Origin of the sequence: Streptomyces sp. NPDC127595 (assembly GCF_042671685.1) — a bacterium.
Lineage (GTDB): Bacteria > Actinomycetota > Actinomycetes > Streptomycetales > Streptomycetaceae > Streptomyces.
In genome coordinates, this window is sequence record NZ_JBHXWK010000004.1 from 180,126 (window position 1) to 195,155 (window position 15,030).

The following is a 15,030-nucleotide window of genomic DNA, read 5'->3' on the forward strand; positions in this document are numbered from 1 at the left end:
GCACCTCCGGCCAGCTTGGACCCCCTCCCTGGATAGGCTTCCGCCATGCAGGCGACCGCGTACACGTACGACCCCGAAACCCGTAGCGGCCAGGTGCTGCTCGACGACGGCACCCCGGTGCCCTTCGACGGCCCGGCGTTCGACGCGGGCGGGCTGCGGCTGCTGCGGCCCGGTCAGCGCGTGCGCGTCGAGACCGAGGGGGACGGCGAGGGACGCCGGATCACGCTGATCACCCTGCAGACCTTCTAGGCGCCCCACGCAGACCCCGGACACGCCGCGGGCCGGGCTCCCGATGGGAGCCCGGCCCGGCGCGTGAGTTGCCTCCGTGCCCTCGCTACGAGCGGGCGGTGGCCTTCTTGGCGGTGGTCTTGCGAGCCGTCGACTTCTTGGCGGGGGCCTTCTTGGCCGTCGCCTTCTTCGCCGGGGCCTTCTTGGCCGTCGCCTTCTTGGCGGTGGTCTTCTTGGCCGCGGCCTTCTTGGCGGTCGCCGTGGTCTTCTTGGCGGTCGCCTTCTTGGCCGTGGTCTTCTTCGCGGCGGCCGTGGTCTTCTTCGCGGTCGCCTTCTTCGCGGCGGCCGTGACCCTCTTGGCCGTCGCCCTCTTGGCGGTGGTGGCCTTCTTGGCCGCGGCCTTCTTCACCGTGACCGAAGCGCCGCCGGAGAGGCTGCCCTTCGGGGCCTTCTTGACCGCGACGTCGTTCTTCGGGAGCTTCTTCGAGCCGCTCACCAGGTCCTTGAAGCCCTGGCCCGCGCGGAAGCGCGGCACAGAGGTCTTCTTGACCCGAACGCGCTCCCCGGTCTGCGGGTTGCGGGCGTAGCGGGCCGGACGGTCAACCTTCTCGAAGGAACCGAAGCCGGTGACCGAGACCCGGTCCCCGCCGACAACCGCGCGGACGATGGCGTCCAGGACGGCGTCGACCGCGTCGGCGGCCTGCTGACGCCCGCCGACCTTGTCGGCAATCGCTTCTACGAGCTGCGCCTTGTTCACGTCTTCCCCTTCGGAGACATTGCCCGAACGAATGCGTTCAAGCTTTTTCGCACGTTAGGCAGATATATACCGCAAATCAAACACGAAACGGGCTAATCACCCTTGTGCCGCAACGAACTCGGACTGTCGTGGAGTAACTCAGCGTTCCTCTTCGAGGAATCGGCCCTCGTCGAGGTCGGTGGTGAACCGCTCCAGACGCCTTGTCGCATCGGCGAGATCGTGCTTGGCCGCGGCCGTAATGACCAGCAGCTTCCGGGTCAGCGCCATCCGTACGCCCTCCGGGACTTGCAGTGCACGCACTCTTGTGTGCGCTTCCTTGAGTTGGGCCGCGACTGCCGCATAGAGCTCGAGTTGGCTGTCGTGTCCCATGCACAGATTGTGCCATCTGGGGCGAGTTGTCGCCTGCTCAGGGGGTAACTGCCGTCCCCGGAGGGGTTCCTGGGCACCTCGGCGGCACCCCGCACCATAGGTCGTCTACCCCGGCAACGGCCTTTGTAACTAGGGGAGTTGGGCCCTTCCGGCAAGGCATCCGAAGGCGGTCCGGAAGCAGACACAGCTGTACCCCCAACCGTCCACGATTGGGGGTACAGAGGGGTGTTGCGGTGGCTGAAATCAGACCCGGTCAGCGATGAATCGGACCCGAGTCAGCGGTGAATCGGCCTGTGGGCCGACCGTGAATCCGGCCCGTGGGTCAGACCTGAACCGTCTTCGGCTTGTGCGAGGGCCGCTTGGCCTCGTACGCGGAGATGTCGCCCTCGTTCTGGAGGGTGATGGAGATGTCGTCCAGGCCGTTCAGCAGCCGCCAGCGGGCGTTCTCGTCCAGCTCGAAGGAGGCGGTGATGCCCTCGGCGCGCACCTCGCGGGCCTCCAGGTCGACCGTGACCTCGGCCTCGGGGTCGTTCTCCGTGAGCTCCTGCAGCGCGTTCACGATTTTCTGCTCCAGAACCACTGTGAGCAGGCCGTTCTTGAGCGAGTTGCCGCGGAAGATGTCGGCGAAGCGCGAGGAGATGACGGCCTTGAAGCCGTAGTTCTGCAGCGCCCACACGGCGTGCTCTCGCGAGGAACCCGTACCGAAGTCGGGACCGGCGACCAGCACCGTGGCGCCTGCCCGCTCGGGCTGGTTGAGGATGAAGGACGGATCCTTGCGCCAGGCCTCGAAGAGCCCGTCCTCAAAACCGTCCCTGGTCACCTTCTTGAGCCAGTGAGCAGGGATGATCTGGTCCGTGTCGACGTTGCTGCGGCGCAGCGGGACGGCCCGGCCGGTGTGCGTGGTGAATGCTTCCATGACTACTCAGACTCCAGCGGGCGTACGGGCGTCGGACAGGTCCGCCGGGGAGGCCAGGTGACCCAGCACGGCGGTGGCGGCGGCGACCTGCGGCGAGACCAGGTGCGTACGGCCGCCCTTGCCCTGCCTGCCCTCGAAGTTGCGGTTGGAGGTGGACGCGGAGCGCTCACCGGGGGCCAGCTGGTCGGGGTTCATGCCCAGACACATCGAGCAGCCCGCGTGCCGCCATTCGGCGCCGGCCTCCTTGAAGACGACGTCCAGACCCTCGGACACGGCCTGCAGACCGACCCGTGCGGAGCCGGGGACCACCAGCATCCGTACGCCGTCGGCGACTTTGCGGCCCTCGACGAGCGCGGCGGCCGCACGCAGGTCCTCGATACGGCCGTTGGTGCAGGAACCTACGAAGACGGTGTCGACCTTGATGTCGCGCAGCGGCTGCCCGGCGGTCAACCCCATGTATTCCAGGGCCTTTTCGGCGGCCAGGCGCTCCGAAGCGTCTTCGTACGAAGCAGGATCGGGGACGGACGCCGAAAGGGGCGCTCCCTGGCCGGGGTTGGTGCCCCAGGTGACGAACGGCGCGAGGGAGGCGGCGTCGATGACGACCTCCTCGTCGAATTCCGCGTCCTCGTCTGTCTTCAGGGTCTTCCAGTACGCGACGGCGGCGTCCCACTCCTCGCCCTCGGGCGCGTGCGCGCGGCCCTTGAGATAGGCGAAGGTGGTCTCGTCGGGGGCGATCATGCCCGCGCGGGCGCCGGCCTCGATCGACATGTTGCAGATGGTCATGCGGGCTTCCATCGAGAGCTTCTCGATGGCGGAGCCGCGGTACTCCAGGATGTAGCCCTGGCCGCCGCCCGTACCGATCTTGGTGATGATCGCCAGGATCAGGTCCTTGGCCGTGACGTCGTCGGGCAGTTCGCCGTCGACGGTGATGGCCATGGTCTTGGGGCGGGCCAGCGGCAGCGTCTGGGTGGCCAGCACATGCTCGACCTGCGAGGTGCCGATACCGAAGGCCAGCGCGCCGAAGGCGCCGTGCGTGGAGGTGTGCGAGTCGCCGCAGACCACGGTGGTGCCCGGCTGGGTCAGGCCCAGCTGCGGTCCCACGACGTGGACGACGCCCTGCTCGACGTCACCGAGCGAGTGCAGCCGTACGCCGAACTCGGCGGCGTTCTTCCGCAGCGTCTCCAGCTGGACCCGGGAGACCGGATCCGCGATGGGCTTGTCGATGTCGAGGGTCGGGGTGTTGTGATCCTCGGTGGCGATGGTGAGGTCGAGGCGGCGCACGGGTCGCCCGGCCTGGCGGAGCCCGTCGAAGGCCTGCGGGCTGGTCACCTCGTGCAGCAGGTGCAGATCGATGAAGAGGAGGTCGGGCTCGCCTTCGGCGCGCCGGACGACATGGTCGTCCCAGACCTTCTCCGCGAGTGTCCTACCCATCGCTTTCCCTCCGGCCGGCCTGTGTGGCGCCGGCCCAACTAGAGATTTCCGGTGCGGCGACGCTCGTACCCCTCGTATCGGGCGTCCGCCGCCGGGCCCGTTGGTCCGCGGGCCGCATGCCTACAAGGGTGGCGCGTTCCACGGGAAATTGAACTTGCGTTTCACAGAGTGAGACGCGAGTATCGTTTCATGGACAACAGTAGCGGCGTCGGCGTCCTGGACAAGGCAGCCCTTGTCCTGAGCGCTCTGGAGTCCGGTCCGGCCACCCTCGCGGGACTGGTCGCAGCGACCGGACTGGCACGACCCACGGCACATCGCCTCGCCGTGGCACTTGAACACCACCGCATGGTGGCGCGTGACATGCAGGGCCGTTTCATTCTCGGCCCCCGCCTCGCCGAGCTGGCCGCGGCCGCCGGCGAGGACCGCCTCCTCGCGACGGCGGGCCCGGTGCTCACGCATCTGCGGGACCTCACCGGCGAGAGCGCGCAGCTCTACCGCCGCCAGGGCGACATGCGCATCTGTGTCGCCGCGGCCGAGCGGCTGTCCGGCCTCAGGGACACGGTCCCGGTCGGTTCCACGCTCACCATGAAGGCGGGCTCCTCGGCCCAGATCCTGATGGCCTGGGAGGAGCCGGAGCGCCTGCACCGGGGCCTGCAGGGCGCCCGCTTCACCGCGACGGCTCTTTCCGGCGTACGGCGACGGGGCTGGGCCCAGTCGATCGGTGAGCGCGAGCCGGGCGTCGCGTCCGTCTCCGCTCCCGTCCGCGGACCCTCGAACCGCGTGGTCGCCGCCGTCTCGGTCTCCGGACCGATCGAGCGCCTGACCCGCCACCCGGGCCGCATGCACGCCCAGGCCGTCATCGACGCCGCCGGCCGCCTCTCGGAAGCCCTGCGTCGCACCGGCTGACGTTCCCCCGTACCCGCACCCCGGAAAAGGGCCGGCCTCAACGCCGCGGCAGGCCCTCCCAGGACGACGTACAACCGACAAAGGACGACCGCCGAAGGACGCCGAACTCACGGCGCCCTATGCGGGAGTTGACACACACAACGCCGATGGCCCCCCACCGAAGTGGGGGGCCATCGAATCGTGTACCCCCGACCGGATTCGAACCGGCGCTACTGCCGTGAGAGGGCAGCGTGCTAGGCCGCTACACAACGGGGGCAAGGACCACAAGTGATCCAGCTGGGCTACCAGGACTCGAACCTAGAACAACGGAACCAGAAACCGTCGTGTTGCCAATTACACCATAGCCCAATGGTGGTCTAGACCAGACCATCAAGTACCCCCGACCGGATTCGAACCGGCGCTACTGCCGTGAGAGGGCAGCGTGCTAGGCCGCTACACAACGGGGGCCCTAGCGATCCTGCATGAGAGTCAGCGGGTGCGACCCGGACTGTCCCCCTTGGGAAGGATCTGTACCCCCGACCGGATTCGAACCGGCGCTACCGCCTTGAGAGGGCGGCGTGCTAGGCCGCTACACAACGGGGGCCTTGCAGAGTTGACCTCTGCGGTTGCAGATGAGCTCTGCGAGCTGGCCTACCAGGACTCGAACCTAGACTAACGGAACCAGAAACCGTCGTGCTGCCAATTACACCATAGGCCACTGAAACACAACCCCCGACGGGGATTTTGTTTTAGCTAGCGCCTCCGGGTTTCTGGACCTTTCGGTCCGTTCTCCGGCGGCGCAGGAAGAACATTACCTGAAGGTGGACGGCGCTCCAAAACGGGTATCAGCGCCGAGGATCACGGGGAGTTCGGCCAGCGAGGCGATCCGGTGCGGGCCCGTCGGACCGCTCTTCGGGACGGTGTGAGCACCGCCACGGTCGATCCAGATCGAGAGCATCCCCGCCTCGAAGGCGCCGCGTCCGTCGATCTCCGGATGGTCGCCGACGTACGCGACCTGGTGCGGAGGCAGCCCGAGGGCGTCGCAGGCGGCGTGGAAGGCCGCCACGGCGGGCTTGGAGACACCGAGCTCGGCCGCGCACAGCAGCGTCTCGAAGCGGTCGCGCACGCCGAGGATGCGGAGTTTGCGGTCCTGGTTGGGGAAGCTGGAGTTGGACAGGACCGCGTGCCGGTGACTGGCGGCGAGGGCGTCCAGGGCGGGGAGTGTGTCCGGGAAGAGGGCCCAGGCGGCTTCGTAGTGGGCGGAGTACCGCTCGAACCAGGCGTCGGCCTCGGCGTCGTCGAGGGGCTCACCCAGGAATTCCCTGACGCGGTCACGGCGCTGGCCCTGCCAGTCCGACTCCCCCGCCGAGAACCTCGCCCACTGGAGGTCGGTGATCTCCCGCCAGCGCACGAGGGCCTGCTCCACGGACTCGTACGCGTCGAGCAGGCCCTCGGCCGCCAAGTGATCGCGCATCCCGGCCCGGTCGGCGCCCGTGTAGTCGAAGAGCGTGTCGTCCACGTCCCAGACCAAGGCCTTGATGCTCATGATCCGACGGTAACTCCGGGTCGGGGCGCGTGTCTGCTGCTCGGCACACAAGTTGCTCGGCGCGCAAAGGAGGCTGTGCACAAAGGGGCGGCACGCGGAGGGGCGGCGCCCGAACCGGACGCCGCCCCTCCGCACTTGGGTCGCTGTGGTTACAGCTTCGCCAGCGCCGCGTCGATGCGTGCCAGCGTCTTCTCCCTGCCCAGGATCTCCAGGGACTCGAAGAGCGGCAGGCCGATGGTGCGGCCGGTGACGGCGACTCGGACCGGGGCCTGGGCCTTGCCGAGCTTGAGGCCGTGCTCCTCACCGGCGGCCAGGACGGCGTTCTTCAGCGCCTCCGCGTCCGACCAGTCCGCCTCGGAGAGCTTCTCGCGCGCCGTACGCAGCAGCGCGTCGCTGCCCTCCTTCATGGCCTTCGTCCAGGACGCCTCGTCGAAGGCCGGCTCCGGAAGGAACAGGAAGTCGACGTTGTCCGTGATCTCGGAGAGGACCTTGAGGCGGGTCTGTGCGTGCGGGGCGATCGCCTGCCACTTCGCCTCGTCGAAGTCCTCCGGCGCCCAGGGGGCGAACGGGGCCTTCAGCCAGGGGGCGCAGCGCTCGGTGAAGTCCTTCACGTCGAGCAGGCGGATGTGGTCGCCGTTGATCGCTTCGCACTTCTTGAGGTCGAAGCGGGCCGGGTTGGGGTTCACGTCCGCGATGTCGAAGGCGGCGACCATCTCCTCGATCGAGAAGATGTCGCGGTCCGCCGACAGCGACCAGCCCAGCAGGGAAAGGTAGTTGAGCAGTCCCTCAGGGAGGAAACCGCGCTCCCTGTAGAGGTTCAGCGACGACTCCGGGTCACGCTTGGAGAGCTTCTTGTTGCCCTCGCCCATGACGTACGGCAGGTGACCGAAAGCCGGGGTCCCCTTGGCGATGCCCAGCTCGGTCAGCGCCTTGTAGAGGGCGATCTGGCGCGGGGTCGAGGAGAGCAGGTCCTCGCCGCGCAGGACGTGGGTGATCTCCATCAGGGCGTCGTCGACCGGGTTGACGAGCGTGTACAGGGGCGCGCCGTTGGCTCGTACGATCCCGAAGTCCGGGACGTTCTCCGCGAGGTAGGTGATCTCGCCGCGGACCAGGTCCGTGAAGGTGATCGTCTCGTCGGGCATGCGGAAGCGGACGATGGGCGTGCGGCCCTCCGCCTTGTAGGCCTCGACCTGTTCGGCGGTCAGCGCGCGGCAGTGGCCGTCGTAGCCGGAGGGCTTGCCGGCGGCGCGGGCGGCGTCGCGGCGGGCGTCCAGCTCCTCGGTCGAGCAGTAGCAGTAGTACGCGTGGCCCGCGTCCAGGAGCTTCTGGGCGACGTCCTTGTAGAGGTCCATCCGCTGGGACTGGCGGTACGGCGCGTGCGGGCCGCCGATCTCCGGACCCTCGTCCCAGTCGAAGCCCAGCCAGCGCATCGAGTCGAGCAGCTGGTCGTAGGACTCCTCGGAGTCGCGGGCCGCGTCGGTGTCCTCGATGCGGAAGACCAGCGTGCCTTCGTTGTGCCGGGCGAACGCCCAGTTGAACAGGGCGGTGCGGACCAGGCCCACGTGCGGGTTGCCGGTCGGGGACGGACAGAAACGTACGCGGACGGGTGCGCTAGCCACGCTTGACAACCTTGTTGGTGAGAGTGCCGATGCCTTCGATGGTGACGGCGACCTCGTCGCCGACGTTCAGGGGGCCGACCCCCGAGGGGGTGCCGGTGAGGATCACGTCGCCGGGGAGCAGCGTCATGGCCTCGGTGATGTTCACGATCAGATCCTCGATGGAGTGGATCATCTCGCTGGTGCGGCCGAGCTGGCGTTGCTGCCCGTTGACCGTGCACTGGATGGTGATGCCCTCGGCAATGGCTGCGGGGTCGAGGTCGGTCTCCACCCAGGGGCCGAGCGGGCAGGCGCCGTCGAAGCCCTTCGCCCTGGCCCACTGCTTCTCGCGCTTCTGGGTGTCGCGCGCGGTGATGTCGTTGGCGCAGGTGTAGCCGAGGATGACGTCCTTGACGCGCTCGCGCGGGACCTCGCGGCACATGCGGCCGATGACCACGGCCAGCTCGGCCTCATGGTGCAGGTCGTTCGAGAAGGACGGGTACTGGATCTCGTCGCCGGAGCCGATCACGGAGGTCGACGGCTTGAAGAAGGCGAAGGGGGCGTCGGGCACTTCGTTGCCGAGTTCCCGTGCGTGTTCGGCGTAGTTGCGGCCGAAGGCCACGACCTTGTTGGGGAGCACCGGGGGCAGCAGCCGCACCTTGTTCAGCGGGACCTTCGTGCCGGAGAGCTCGAAGTCCGCGAACGGGATGCCCTTGATGATGTCGAGGACGAGTTCGTCCGGCTTGTCGCCCTCGACCGCGCCGAAGGCGACGTTGCCGTCGATGGAGAACCTGGCGATGCGCACGGGATCGTTGCGCCCCTCACTGAGCTGGCTGGAGTAGGACGCTCCAGGCTAACGCGGGAAGGGCCGGGCGCCTCGCGCATATCGGCGGGCGCCCGGCATTCCGAGGGGCTCACGGCCCGGCGCACTACTCCGCGGCGGAGGCGGCGACCGGCGCTTCCATGAGGATGGTGCGGCGGGGGTTGGCGGTCTGGGCGGGGAGGTCGACCGAGTGCTCCGGCTGCTCCGGCGTGCGCAGCTCGTCGGCGTCCTCGAGGTGGGCCAGCGTGGTGCGTCGCGGGTTGGCTATGTTGCGGAACATCATCGTGGTCTTCACTGTTGTACTTGACCTTGTCGTCGTGGGGGCGCCGGGCGGGCTTCAAGAGGCCCCGCGCAGGCCCGGGTTGTCGGATTCGCCATCCCTGTAAAGCGTCAGGCTAAACATGCAATTCCCGGGCGAAGCCGCGGGGACGCCATGATCGTGGTGTGAGTTTCCTCACTTACTAGTAGGCAAAGCGGTCAATTCAGGCCGCGGGTCCGAACCGGCGAAACCGACATTGCCCCACTGAAGCCGACATTCCGCTCCTGATCATGGCGACTGGGACACCCGGAGCACCCCAGCACCTCGTAGGCATACGTCCGTTATGTACGGGATCACTTTCTACGTCTCGTGACGCGGCACTCACAAGCTGTCACGGAGGTCACAGCCTGGTACTCGGCCCTTGTTGGAGATCCGGCACTGTGCTGGAATTCCACGGACCGCCGCGGGATCGAACCGGCGCGCAGGGGGCGCAACGCAGCGCCGAGTGGCGGCGGGAAAGGGGATCCAGCGCCGGTCACTGACGACCACCAGGGGGCGCATCTGCGCCCCTGAACGACGCCGACACCGTCCCGCCGTTTTCACGGAGGGGCGCCTGGTCCAGAGGTTGCGACGCTAGTGCAGGGACGTTTCAAGAGGGATGGCAGCGCTCCGGCGGAGCCGGAGCCGCACGGCGGGACTGGCCCCACTAAAGGCAGTTCCTCGCCCCAGCACGCCCAGAACCCGGGACCGGCAGAGGTCGGCGGCAGCGGTGAGCGTTCCGCGCGCCCCGGCGCGACGGCTCCCGCCAAACCGGCCGCGCGGAATCCGAAGGGCCCATCGGGCACCGGCTCGCGAATAGCCCTGCGCAACTGGCGCATCTCGACGCGTCTGGTCTCGCTGCTCGCGCTCCCCGTGGTCGCCGCGACCTCGCTCGGCGCGCTGCGCATCAACCAGTCGATGGACGACATCCAGCAGCTCGACAACATGAAGCTGCTCACCGACATCACCAAGCAGGCGACCGAGCTCTCGGCCGCGCTCCAGAAGGAGCGCGACACGACGGCGGGGCCCCTGGTGCACGGCGCCACGGCAACCTCCCCCACGGTCAAGGGCGTCCGCGACGCCACCGACATCGCGAAGAAGAACTTCCTCGAGGGCGTCCAGGAGATCGACGACTCCGGCACGGACGGGCAGCTCACCGGCGTACGGGACAGCCTCGTCGGCCTCACGCGCGAGCTGCAGAAGCTCAGCAGCATCCGCAACGACGCCTACGACGAAGCCGGCAACTCCACGCAGACGGTCGAGGCGTACCACCGCGTCATCACCCAGCTCCTCGATCTCTCGCAGGACATGGCCGAGGCCACCAGCAACCCGGAGATGATCCAGCGCACCCGTGCGCTGGCGGCCTTCTCCTCGGCCAAGGAGTACGCCTCCGTCCAGCGCGCGGTCATCGCCGCCGCGCTGCCCGAGAGCAACACGACCTTCGGCTCGCTGTCCGAGAACGACCGGCAGTACGCGCTCTCGGCGCAGCAGAGCCAGGAGTCCGACCTCAGCAGCTTCGAGAGCATCTACGGGGAAGGCTCCGCGGAGCTCCTCAAGCCCATCGAGAGCGGCAACCCGACCATCGAGGCGGCCGACGACTACGCCAAGCGTGTGCTGGCCAGCAAGAACGGTCTGGCCACGCGGGACAAGCGCTCGTATCTGGACTGGGTCGACGACGACTCGACCAAGCTCGGGCAGATGTCGAACATCGAGACCACGCTGCTCGGCGAGATGGAGCAGAAGGCCCGTGAGCTGCGCAACGAGGCCGAGAGCGAAGCGATCATCTCGGGTGCGCTGATCCTCCTGGTTCTCGGTGTCTCGCTGGTCGGCGCCTTCGTCGTGGCCCGCTCCATGATCCGCTCGCTGCGCCGGCTCCAGGACACCGCGACCAAGGTCGCCCAGGAACGGCTGCCCGAGCTGGTCAAGCAGCTCTCCGAGTCCGACCCGCAGGACGTCGACACCTCCGTCGAGTCGGTCGGTGTGCACTCCCGGGACGAGATCGGCCAGGTGGCCGCGGCCTTCGACGACGTGCACCGTGAGGCCGTACGACTGGCCGCCGAGCAGGCCCTCCTGCGAGGCAACGTCAACGCGATGTTCACCAACCTCTCGCGCCGCTCCCAGGGCCTCATCCAGCGTCAGCTCTCGCTCATCTCCGAACTGGAGTCCCGCGAGGCCGACCCGGACCAGCTCTCCTCGCTCTTCAAGCTCGACCACCTCGCGACCCGCATGCGCCGTAACGGCGAGAACCTCCTCGTTCTCGCCGGTGAAGAGCCCGGCCGACGCTGGACCCGCCCGGTCCCGCTGGTCGACGTGCTCCGCGCCGCCGCCTCCGAGGTGGAGCAGTACGAGCGCATCGAGCTGGCCTCCGTGCCGACCACCGAAGTGGCCGGCCGTGTGGTCAACGACCTCGTGCACCTGCTCGCCGAGCTGCTGGAGAACGCCACGTCGTTCTCCTCGCCGCAGACCAAGGTCAAGGTCACCGGTCACGCGCTGCCCGACGGCCGCGTGCTGATCGAGATCCACGACACCGGTATCGGCCTCTCCCCCGAGGACCTCGCGGCGATCAACGAGCGGCTCGCCTCGCCGCCCACCGTGGACGTCTCGGTGTCGCGCCGCATGGGTCTGTTCGTGGTCGGTCGTCTGTCGCAGCGCCATGGCATCCGCATCCAGCTGCGCCCGTCCGACTCCGGCGGCACGACCGCCCTCGTCATGCTTCCCGTCGATGTCGCCCAGGGCGGCAAGAAGGTTCCGAACAAGCCGGGTCAGGGCGCCGGTCCGGCCGCCTCGCAGGCCTCCGCCGGTGTCGCCGCGGCCCGCCGCGGCAACGGCCAGGGCGGTCCGGCAATCGGTGGCGGCGGCAACCCCGGACGCGTCGGTGCTCCCCCGCAGCGCGGGCAGGTCGGCGCCGGCCAGGGTCCGCGTGCCGCACTCCCCGGCAGCCAGGGCGGTCACCCGGGCGCGCCGGGCGGATCCCGTGGACCTCAGGGTCCGGGCAATCCGCCGCAGGGCAGGCCCACTCCGGCCGGTGCGGGTGTCAACGCCTTCGGGCAGAGCATGCCGGGTGCCCCGCAGGGCCTCCAGGCCGCGGGAACCGGTGCGCAGGGCTTCGGCGACGGATCCGGTGCCCGTCAGGGCGGGTTCGGTGACGCCTCCGGCAACCGGCAGAGCGGTTTCGGCGACGCACCTGGTGCGCGTCAGAGCGGCCCCCCGGCCGCACCCCCGCAGCAGCCGCCGGCCGGCAAGGGCAGCCGTCGCAGGCCGCAGCTTCCGGGCCGTGGCGGCGCGCGCGCCGAACTCCCCGGTGGCAACGCGCAGTCGCGGCCGAGCTGGAGCGACGACAACGCCCAGCCGCCCGTACCGCGCGCGTCCCTCGACACCCCGCGTGGCCACGAGGAGCACGACTCCACCTCGCGGATGCCGCGCTTCGACGACCGTCAGAGCCCGGCCTCCACCGCCGCCACTTCGGAGTTCCCGCGGATCGACGACCGTCAGGGTCCGGCGTCCCCCGCGGCCGCCACCTCGGAGTTCGCCCGCCCCGACTACGACGCTCCGCGCCCCGGTGCCGTCCCGACGCAGAACCCCGGGCAGTACTCCGGTCAGGGCGTGGGGCAGTACTCGCCCCAGAACTCCGGTCAGTTCGTCCGCCCGGACGTCTTCGGTTCCGCGGGCCAGAGCCCGTCAAGCACGGGCCAGTTCGCCACCCCGGGCTACGGCGCCTCCCAGGATCCGTCGTCCACCGGCCAGTTCGCGACTCCCGGGTACGGCAACGGCCAGGGCCCCTCGTCCACCGGCCAGTTCGAGCGCCCGCAGGTACCGCAGCGGCCGGCCGCGCCTCCGCAGCGGCCCATGCCGCCGCAGGAGCCCGAGGCCCTGCCGCCGGCGGGCCCCGGTGACGGACGTACGCCGCTGTACGACACGCTGGAGACCAACTGGTTCCACGGTCAGCAGGCCGCGGCGGCAGCAGCCCAGAACCAGACCAACGGGTCGCAGGTTCCTCCCCCGGCCCCGCAGCCGCAGGCGGCGCCCGCGGTTCCCCCGCGGCCCGCAGCCGCGCCGGCCGCCGCCCAGGCGTCCTGGCGCACCTCGCCGAACGACGACCTCGTCCGGCAGGCAGAACGCGTCCGCCAGCCTTCGGCGGGCGGGGTCACCACCTCAGGCCTGCCGCGCCGCGTCCCGCGAGCCAACCTCGTCGCGGGCACGGCACAGCAGCAAACGCACCAAACCGGTCCGCAGGTCTCGCGTGCGCCCGATGACGTACGCGGCCGGCTGACCAATCTCCGTCGGGGCATTCAGCAGGGTCGCCAGGCCGGCACCGGCCAGACCGGCAGCTTCCCCAGCCCCACTCACCAGCAGGAGCACTAGTTGAGTCAGATGAGCCAGGCCGCACAGAACCTGAACTGGTTGATCACCAACTTCGTGGACAACACCCCTGGGGTGTCCCACACCGTCGTCGTGTCCGCCGACGGTCTCCTTCTGGCGATGTCCGAAGGCTTCCCGCGCGACCGCGCCGACCAGCTCGCGGCGGTCGCGTCCGGGCTCACCTCGCTGACGGCCGGGGCATCCCGGATCTTCGAGGGCGGCACGGTGGCCCAGACAGTCGTGGAGATGGAGCGCGGGTTTCTGTTCCTGATGTCCGTCTCGGACGGATCGTCCCTCGCGGTCCTCTCCCACCCGGACTGTGACATCGGCCTTGTCGGCTACGAGATGGCACTGCTCGTCGACCGCGCGGGCGCAGTGCTCACGCCGGACCTGCGCGCCGAACTACAGGGAAGTCTGCTCCACTAACGGCCCTGGGTTCCACCCACAGCACGAAATCACCGTCCGGCCGACACAATCTCCCCCCACCGGCCTCAACAGACGGCACGACTGACTCACCTGCTGTCCCGCCCGGAGGATTCATGACCCCGCCCAACGCCTCTCATGATCCGTACGCACATACGTACGAGGAAGAGGGCGACCAGCCGCTGGTACGTCCTTACGCGATGACCGGCGGCCGGACCCGGCCGCGCTACCAGCTCGCCATCGAGGCACTGATCAGCACCACGGCCGACCCGGCGCAGCTGATGGGGCTGCTCCCCGAGCATCAGCGGATCTGCCACCTGTGCCGTGAGGTGAAGTCCGTCGCCGAGGTATCGGCACTCCTGTCCATGCCACTGGGTGTGGCACGGATCCTTGTCGCGGACCTCGCCGAGGCCGGACTCGTCGCCATCCATCAGCCGGGCGGCGACGAGAGCAACGGCGGCGCGCCCGACGTGACTTTGCTCGAAAGGGTGCTCAGTGGACTTCGCAAGCTCTGACGGAGGCCGGGCGACCACCTCCGCGAAGATCGTGGTGGCGGGTGGCTTCGGCGTCGGCAAGACCACGTTCGTGGGCGCCGTCTCGGAGATCAACCCGCTGCGCACGGAGGCCGTCATGACGTCCGCGTCCGCGGGCATCGACGACCTCACCCACACCGGGGACAAGACCACCACCACGGTGGCCATGGACTTCGGACGCATCACGCTGGACCAGGACCTGATCCTGTACCTCTTCGGTACGCCGGGCCAGGACCGTTTCTGGTTCATGTGGGACGACCTGGTCCGTGGCGCCATCGGCGCTGTGGTACTGGTCGACACCCGGCGTCTCGCCGACTGCTTCCCCGCGGTCGACTACTTCGAGAACTCCGGTCTCCCGTTCGTCATCGCCCTCAACGGCTTCGACGGACACCAGCCGTACAACCCCGAAGAGGTCCGTGAGGCCCTCCAGATCGGTCCGGACGCCCCGATCATCACGACGGACGCCCGGCACCGCGCGGACGCGAAGAGCGCGCTCATCACGCTCGTCGAACACGCGCTCATGGCACGTCTGCGGTAGCGGACGGCAGGCCCGGGGCAACGGATGGCGCGCTTGTCCCGGTCCACAAGTCGACAGTTCCATAAGGCAGTTGTCGTAGACGCCCTGGAGCCGGCTGTGTCGTTTGACACGGTCGGCAACAGTGTTCATAACGTTTCGACAGAGAATTTCACGGGCATGGACACGCATCGCGTTCACCCGGTACCGCTGTGCTCACAAAGGCCCCGCCTTTTGGCGGGGCTCGTTCTTTATGACCGTTTTATCTGGAGCTTACCTCACCTGGAATCATGAGTTCCGAGTGTTTGGAAGGGCGCCGAGTGACGTGCTGGAATGCGCTGACCTGCCCAGTA

14 protein-coding genes and 5 tRNA genes are annotated in these 15,030 nt (G+C 68.8%); 6 read left to right on the top strand and 13 right to left on the bottom strand.

From position 1 onward, the window contains the following. Positions 1-45: 45 nt before the first annotated feature. Entirely contained in the window at positions 46-249 is a 204-nt protein-coding gene (locus tag ACFVKT_RS14995; RefSeq protein WP_384379002.1) for a hypothetical protein, read from the top strand. Positions 250-334: 85 nt separating this feature from the next. On the opposite strand, the gene ACFVKT_RS15000 is transcribed toward ACFVKT_RS14995, so the two are convergent. From ACFVKT_RS15000 to leuC, 4 genes are all read right to left on the bottom strand, one after another. Continuing rightward, positions 335-985 carry an HU family DNA-binding protein gene (locus tag ACFVKT_RS15000; RefSeq protein ID WP_385731388.1) on the bottom strand — a complete coding sequence of 217 codons (651 nt, stop codon included), beginning with the start codon at positions 983-985 and terminating at the stop codon, positions 335-337. Between the two features lie 138 nt (positions 986-1,123). Further along, positions 1,124-1,354, bottom strand: coding sequence for a hypothetical protein (locus tag ACFVKT_RS15005; protein WP_385731390.1), 231 nt, complete (start codon positions 1,352-1,354; stop codon positions 1,124-1,126). Positions 1,355-1,676: 322 nt separating this feature from the next. Then, on the bottom strand, positions 1,677-2,270 hold the full coding sequence (leuD, locus tag ACFVKT_RS15010) for a 3-isopropylmalate dehydratase small subunit (RefSeq protein ID WP_385731392.1): 594 nt from the start codon (positions 2,268-2,270) through the stop codon (positions 1,677-1,679). Between the two features lie 6 nt (positions 2,271-2,276). Next, the gene (gene leuC / locus ACFVKT_RS15015; RefSeq protein ID WP_385731394.1) at positions 2,277-3,701 is read right to left on the bottom strand and encodes a 3-isopropylmalate dehydratase large subunit; all 1,425 of its coding nucleotides are present in this window, start codon (positions 3,699-3,701) and stop codon (positions 2,277-2,279) included. 189 nt (positions 3,702-3,890) lie between these two features. Here leuC and ndgR point away from each other — a divergent pair, with 189 nt between their 5' ends. Beyond that, the gene (gene ndgR, locus ACFVKT_RS15020; protein WP_006383662.1) at positions 3,891-4,607 is read left to right on the top strand and encodes an IclR family transcriptional regulator NdgR; all 717 of its coding nucleotides are present in this window, start codon (positions 3,891-3,893) and stop codon (positions 4,605-4,607) included. Positions 4,608-4,790: 183 nt separating this feature from the next. On the opposite strand, the gene ACFVKT_RS15025 is transcribed toward ndgR, so the two are convergent. From ACFVKT_RS15025 to ACFVKT_RS15065, 9 genes are all read right to left on the bottom strand, one after another. Further along, positions 4,791-4,863, bottom strand: a tRNA-Glu gene (locus tag ACFVKT_RS15025). A 20-nt stretch (positions 4,864-4,883) separates the two neighbouring features. Continuing rightward, positions 4,884-4,955 (bottom strand) — tRNA-Gln (locus tag ACFVKT_RS15030). 26 nt (positions 4,956-4,981) lie between these two features. Next, a tRNA-Glu gene (locus ACFVKT_RS15035) sits at positions 4,982-5,054 on the bottom strand. 63 nt (positions 5,055-5,117) lie between these two features. Continuing rightward, positions 5,118-5,190, bottom strand: a tRNA-Glu gene (locus ACFVKT_RS15040). 42 nt (positions 5,191-5,232) lie between these two features. Further along, positions 5,233-5,304, bottom strand: a tRNA-Gln gene (locus ACFVKT_RS15045). A gap of 93 nt (positions 5,305-5,397) precedes the next feature. Next, complete coding sequence (locus ACFVKT_RS15050; RefSeq protein WP_385731396.1) at positions 5,398-6,132, bottom strand: HAD family hydrolase; 735 nt, start codon at positions 6,130-6,132, stop codon at positions 5,398-5,400. A gap of 149 nt (positions 6,133-6,281) precedes the next feature. Then, positions 6,282-7,760, bottom strand: coding sequence for a glutamate--tRNA ligase (gene gltX / locus ACFVKT_RS15055; protein ID WP_385731398.1), 1,479 nt, complete (start codon positions 7,758-7,760; stop codon positions 6,282-6,284). Continuing rightward, positions 7,744-8,532, bottom strand: a complete 789-nt coding sequence (locus ACFVKT_RS15060) for a fumarylacetoacetate hydrolase family protein (RefSeq protein ID WP_385731400.1) — start codon at positions 8,530-8,532, stop codon at positions 7,744-7,746. Before ACFVKT_RS15060 ends, gltX begins: the two co-directional genes overlap by 17 nt. 124 nt (positions 8,533-8,656) lie before the next feature. Further along, positions 8,657-8,845: a hypothetical protein gene (locus ACFVKT_RS15065; RefSeq protein ID WP_385731402.1), complete on the bottom strand. Its 189-nt coding sequence runs from the start codon at positions 8,843-8,845 to the stop codon at positions 8,657-8,659. Positions 8,846-9,445: 600 nt separating this feature from the next. Here ACFVKT_RS15065 and ACFVKT_RS15070 point away from each other — a divergent pair. The 4 genes from ACFVKT_RS15070 (at position 9,446) to ACFVKT_RS15085 (ending at position 14,701) form a co-directional block, all read left to right on the top strand. Beyond that, positions 9,446-13,210 carry a nitrate- and nitrite sensing domain-containing protein gene (locus ACFVKT_RS15070; protein ID WP_385731404.1) on the top strand — a complete coding sequence of 1,255 codons (3,765 nt, stop codon included), beginning with the start codon at positions 9,446-9,448 and terminating at the stop codon, positions 13,208-13,210. A gap of 9 nt (positions 13,211-13,219) precedes the next feature. Next, positions 13,220-13,633: a roadblock/LC7 domain-containing protein gene (locus ACFVKT_RS15075; protein ID WP_044471908.1), complete on the top strand. Its 414-nt coding sequence runs from the start codon at positions 13,220-13,222 to the stop codon at positions 13,631-13,633. A 113-nt stretch (positions 13,634-13,746) separates the two neighbouring features. Further along, positions 13,747-14,145: a DUF742 domain-containing protein gene (locus ACFVKT_RS15080; protein ID WP_365429010.1), complete on the top strand. Its 399-nt coding sequence runs from the start codon at positions 13,747-13,749 to the stop codon at positions 14,143-14,145. Then, a complete protein-coding gene (locus ACFVKT_RS15085; protein ID WP_028802395.1) occupies positions 14,126-14,701 on the top strand; it encodes an ATP/GTP-binding protein in 576 nt (191 codons plus the stop codon). The genes ACFVKT_RS15080 and ACFVKT_RS15085 overlap by 20 nt, the downstream gene beginning before the upstream one ends. Positions 14,702-15,030: the final 329 nt, after the last annotated feature.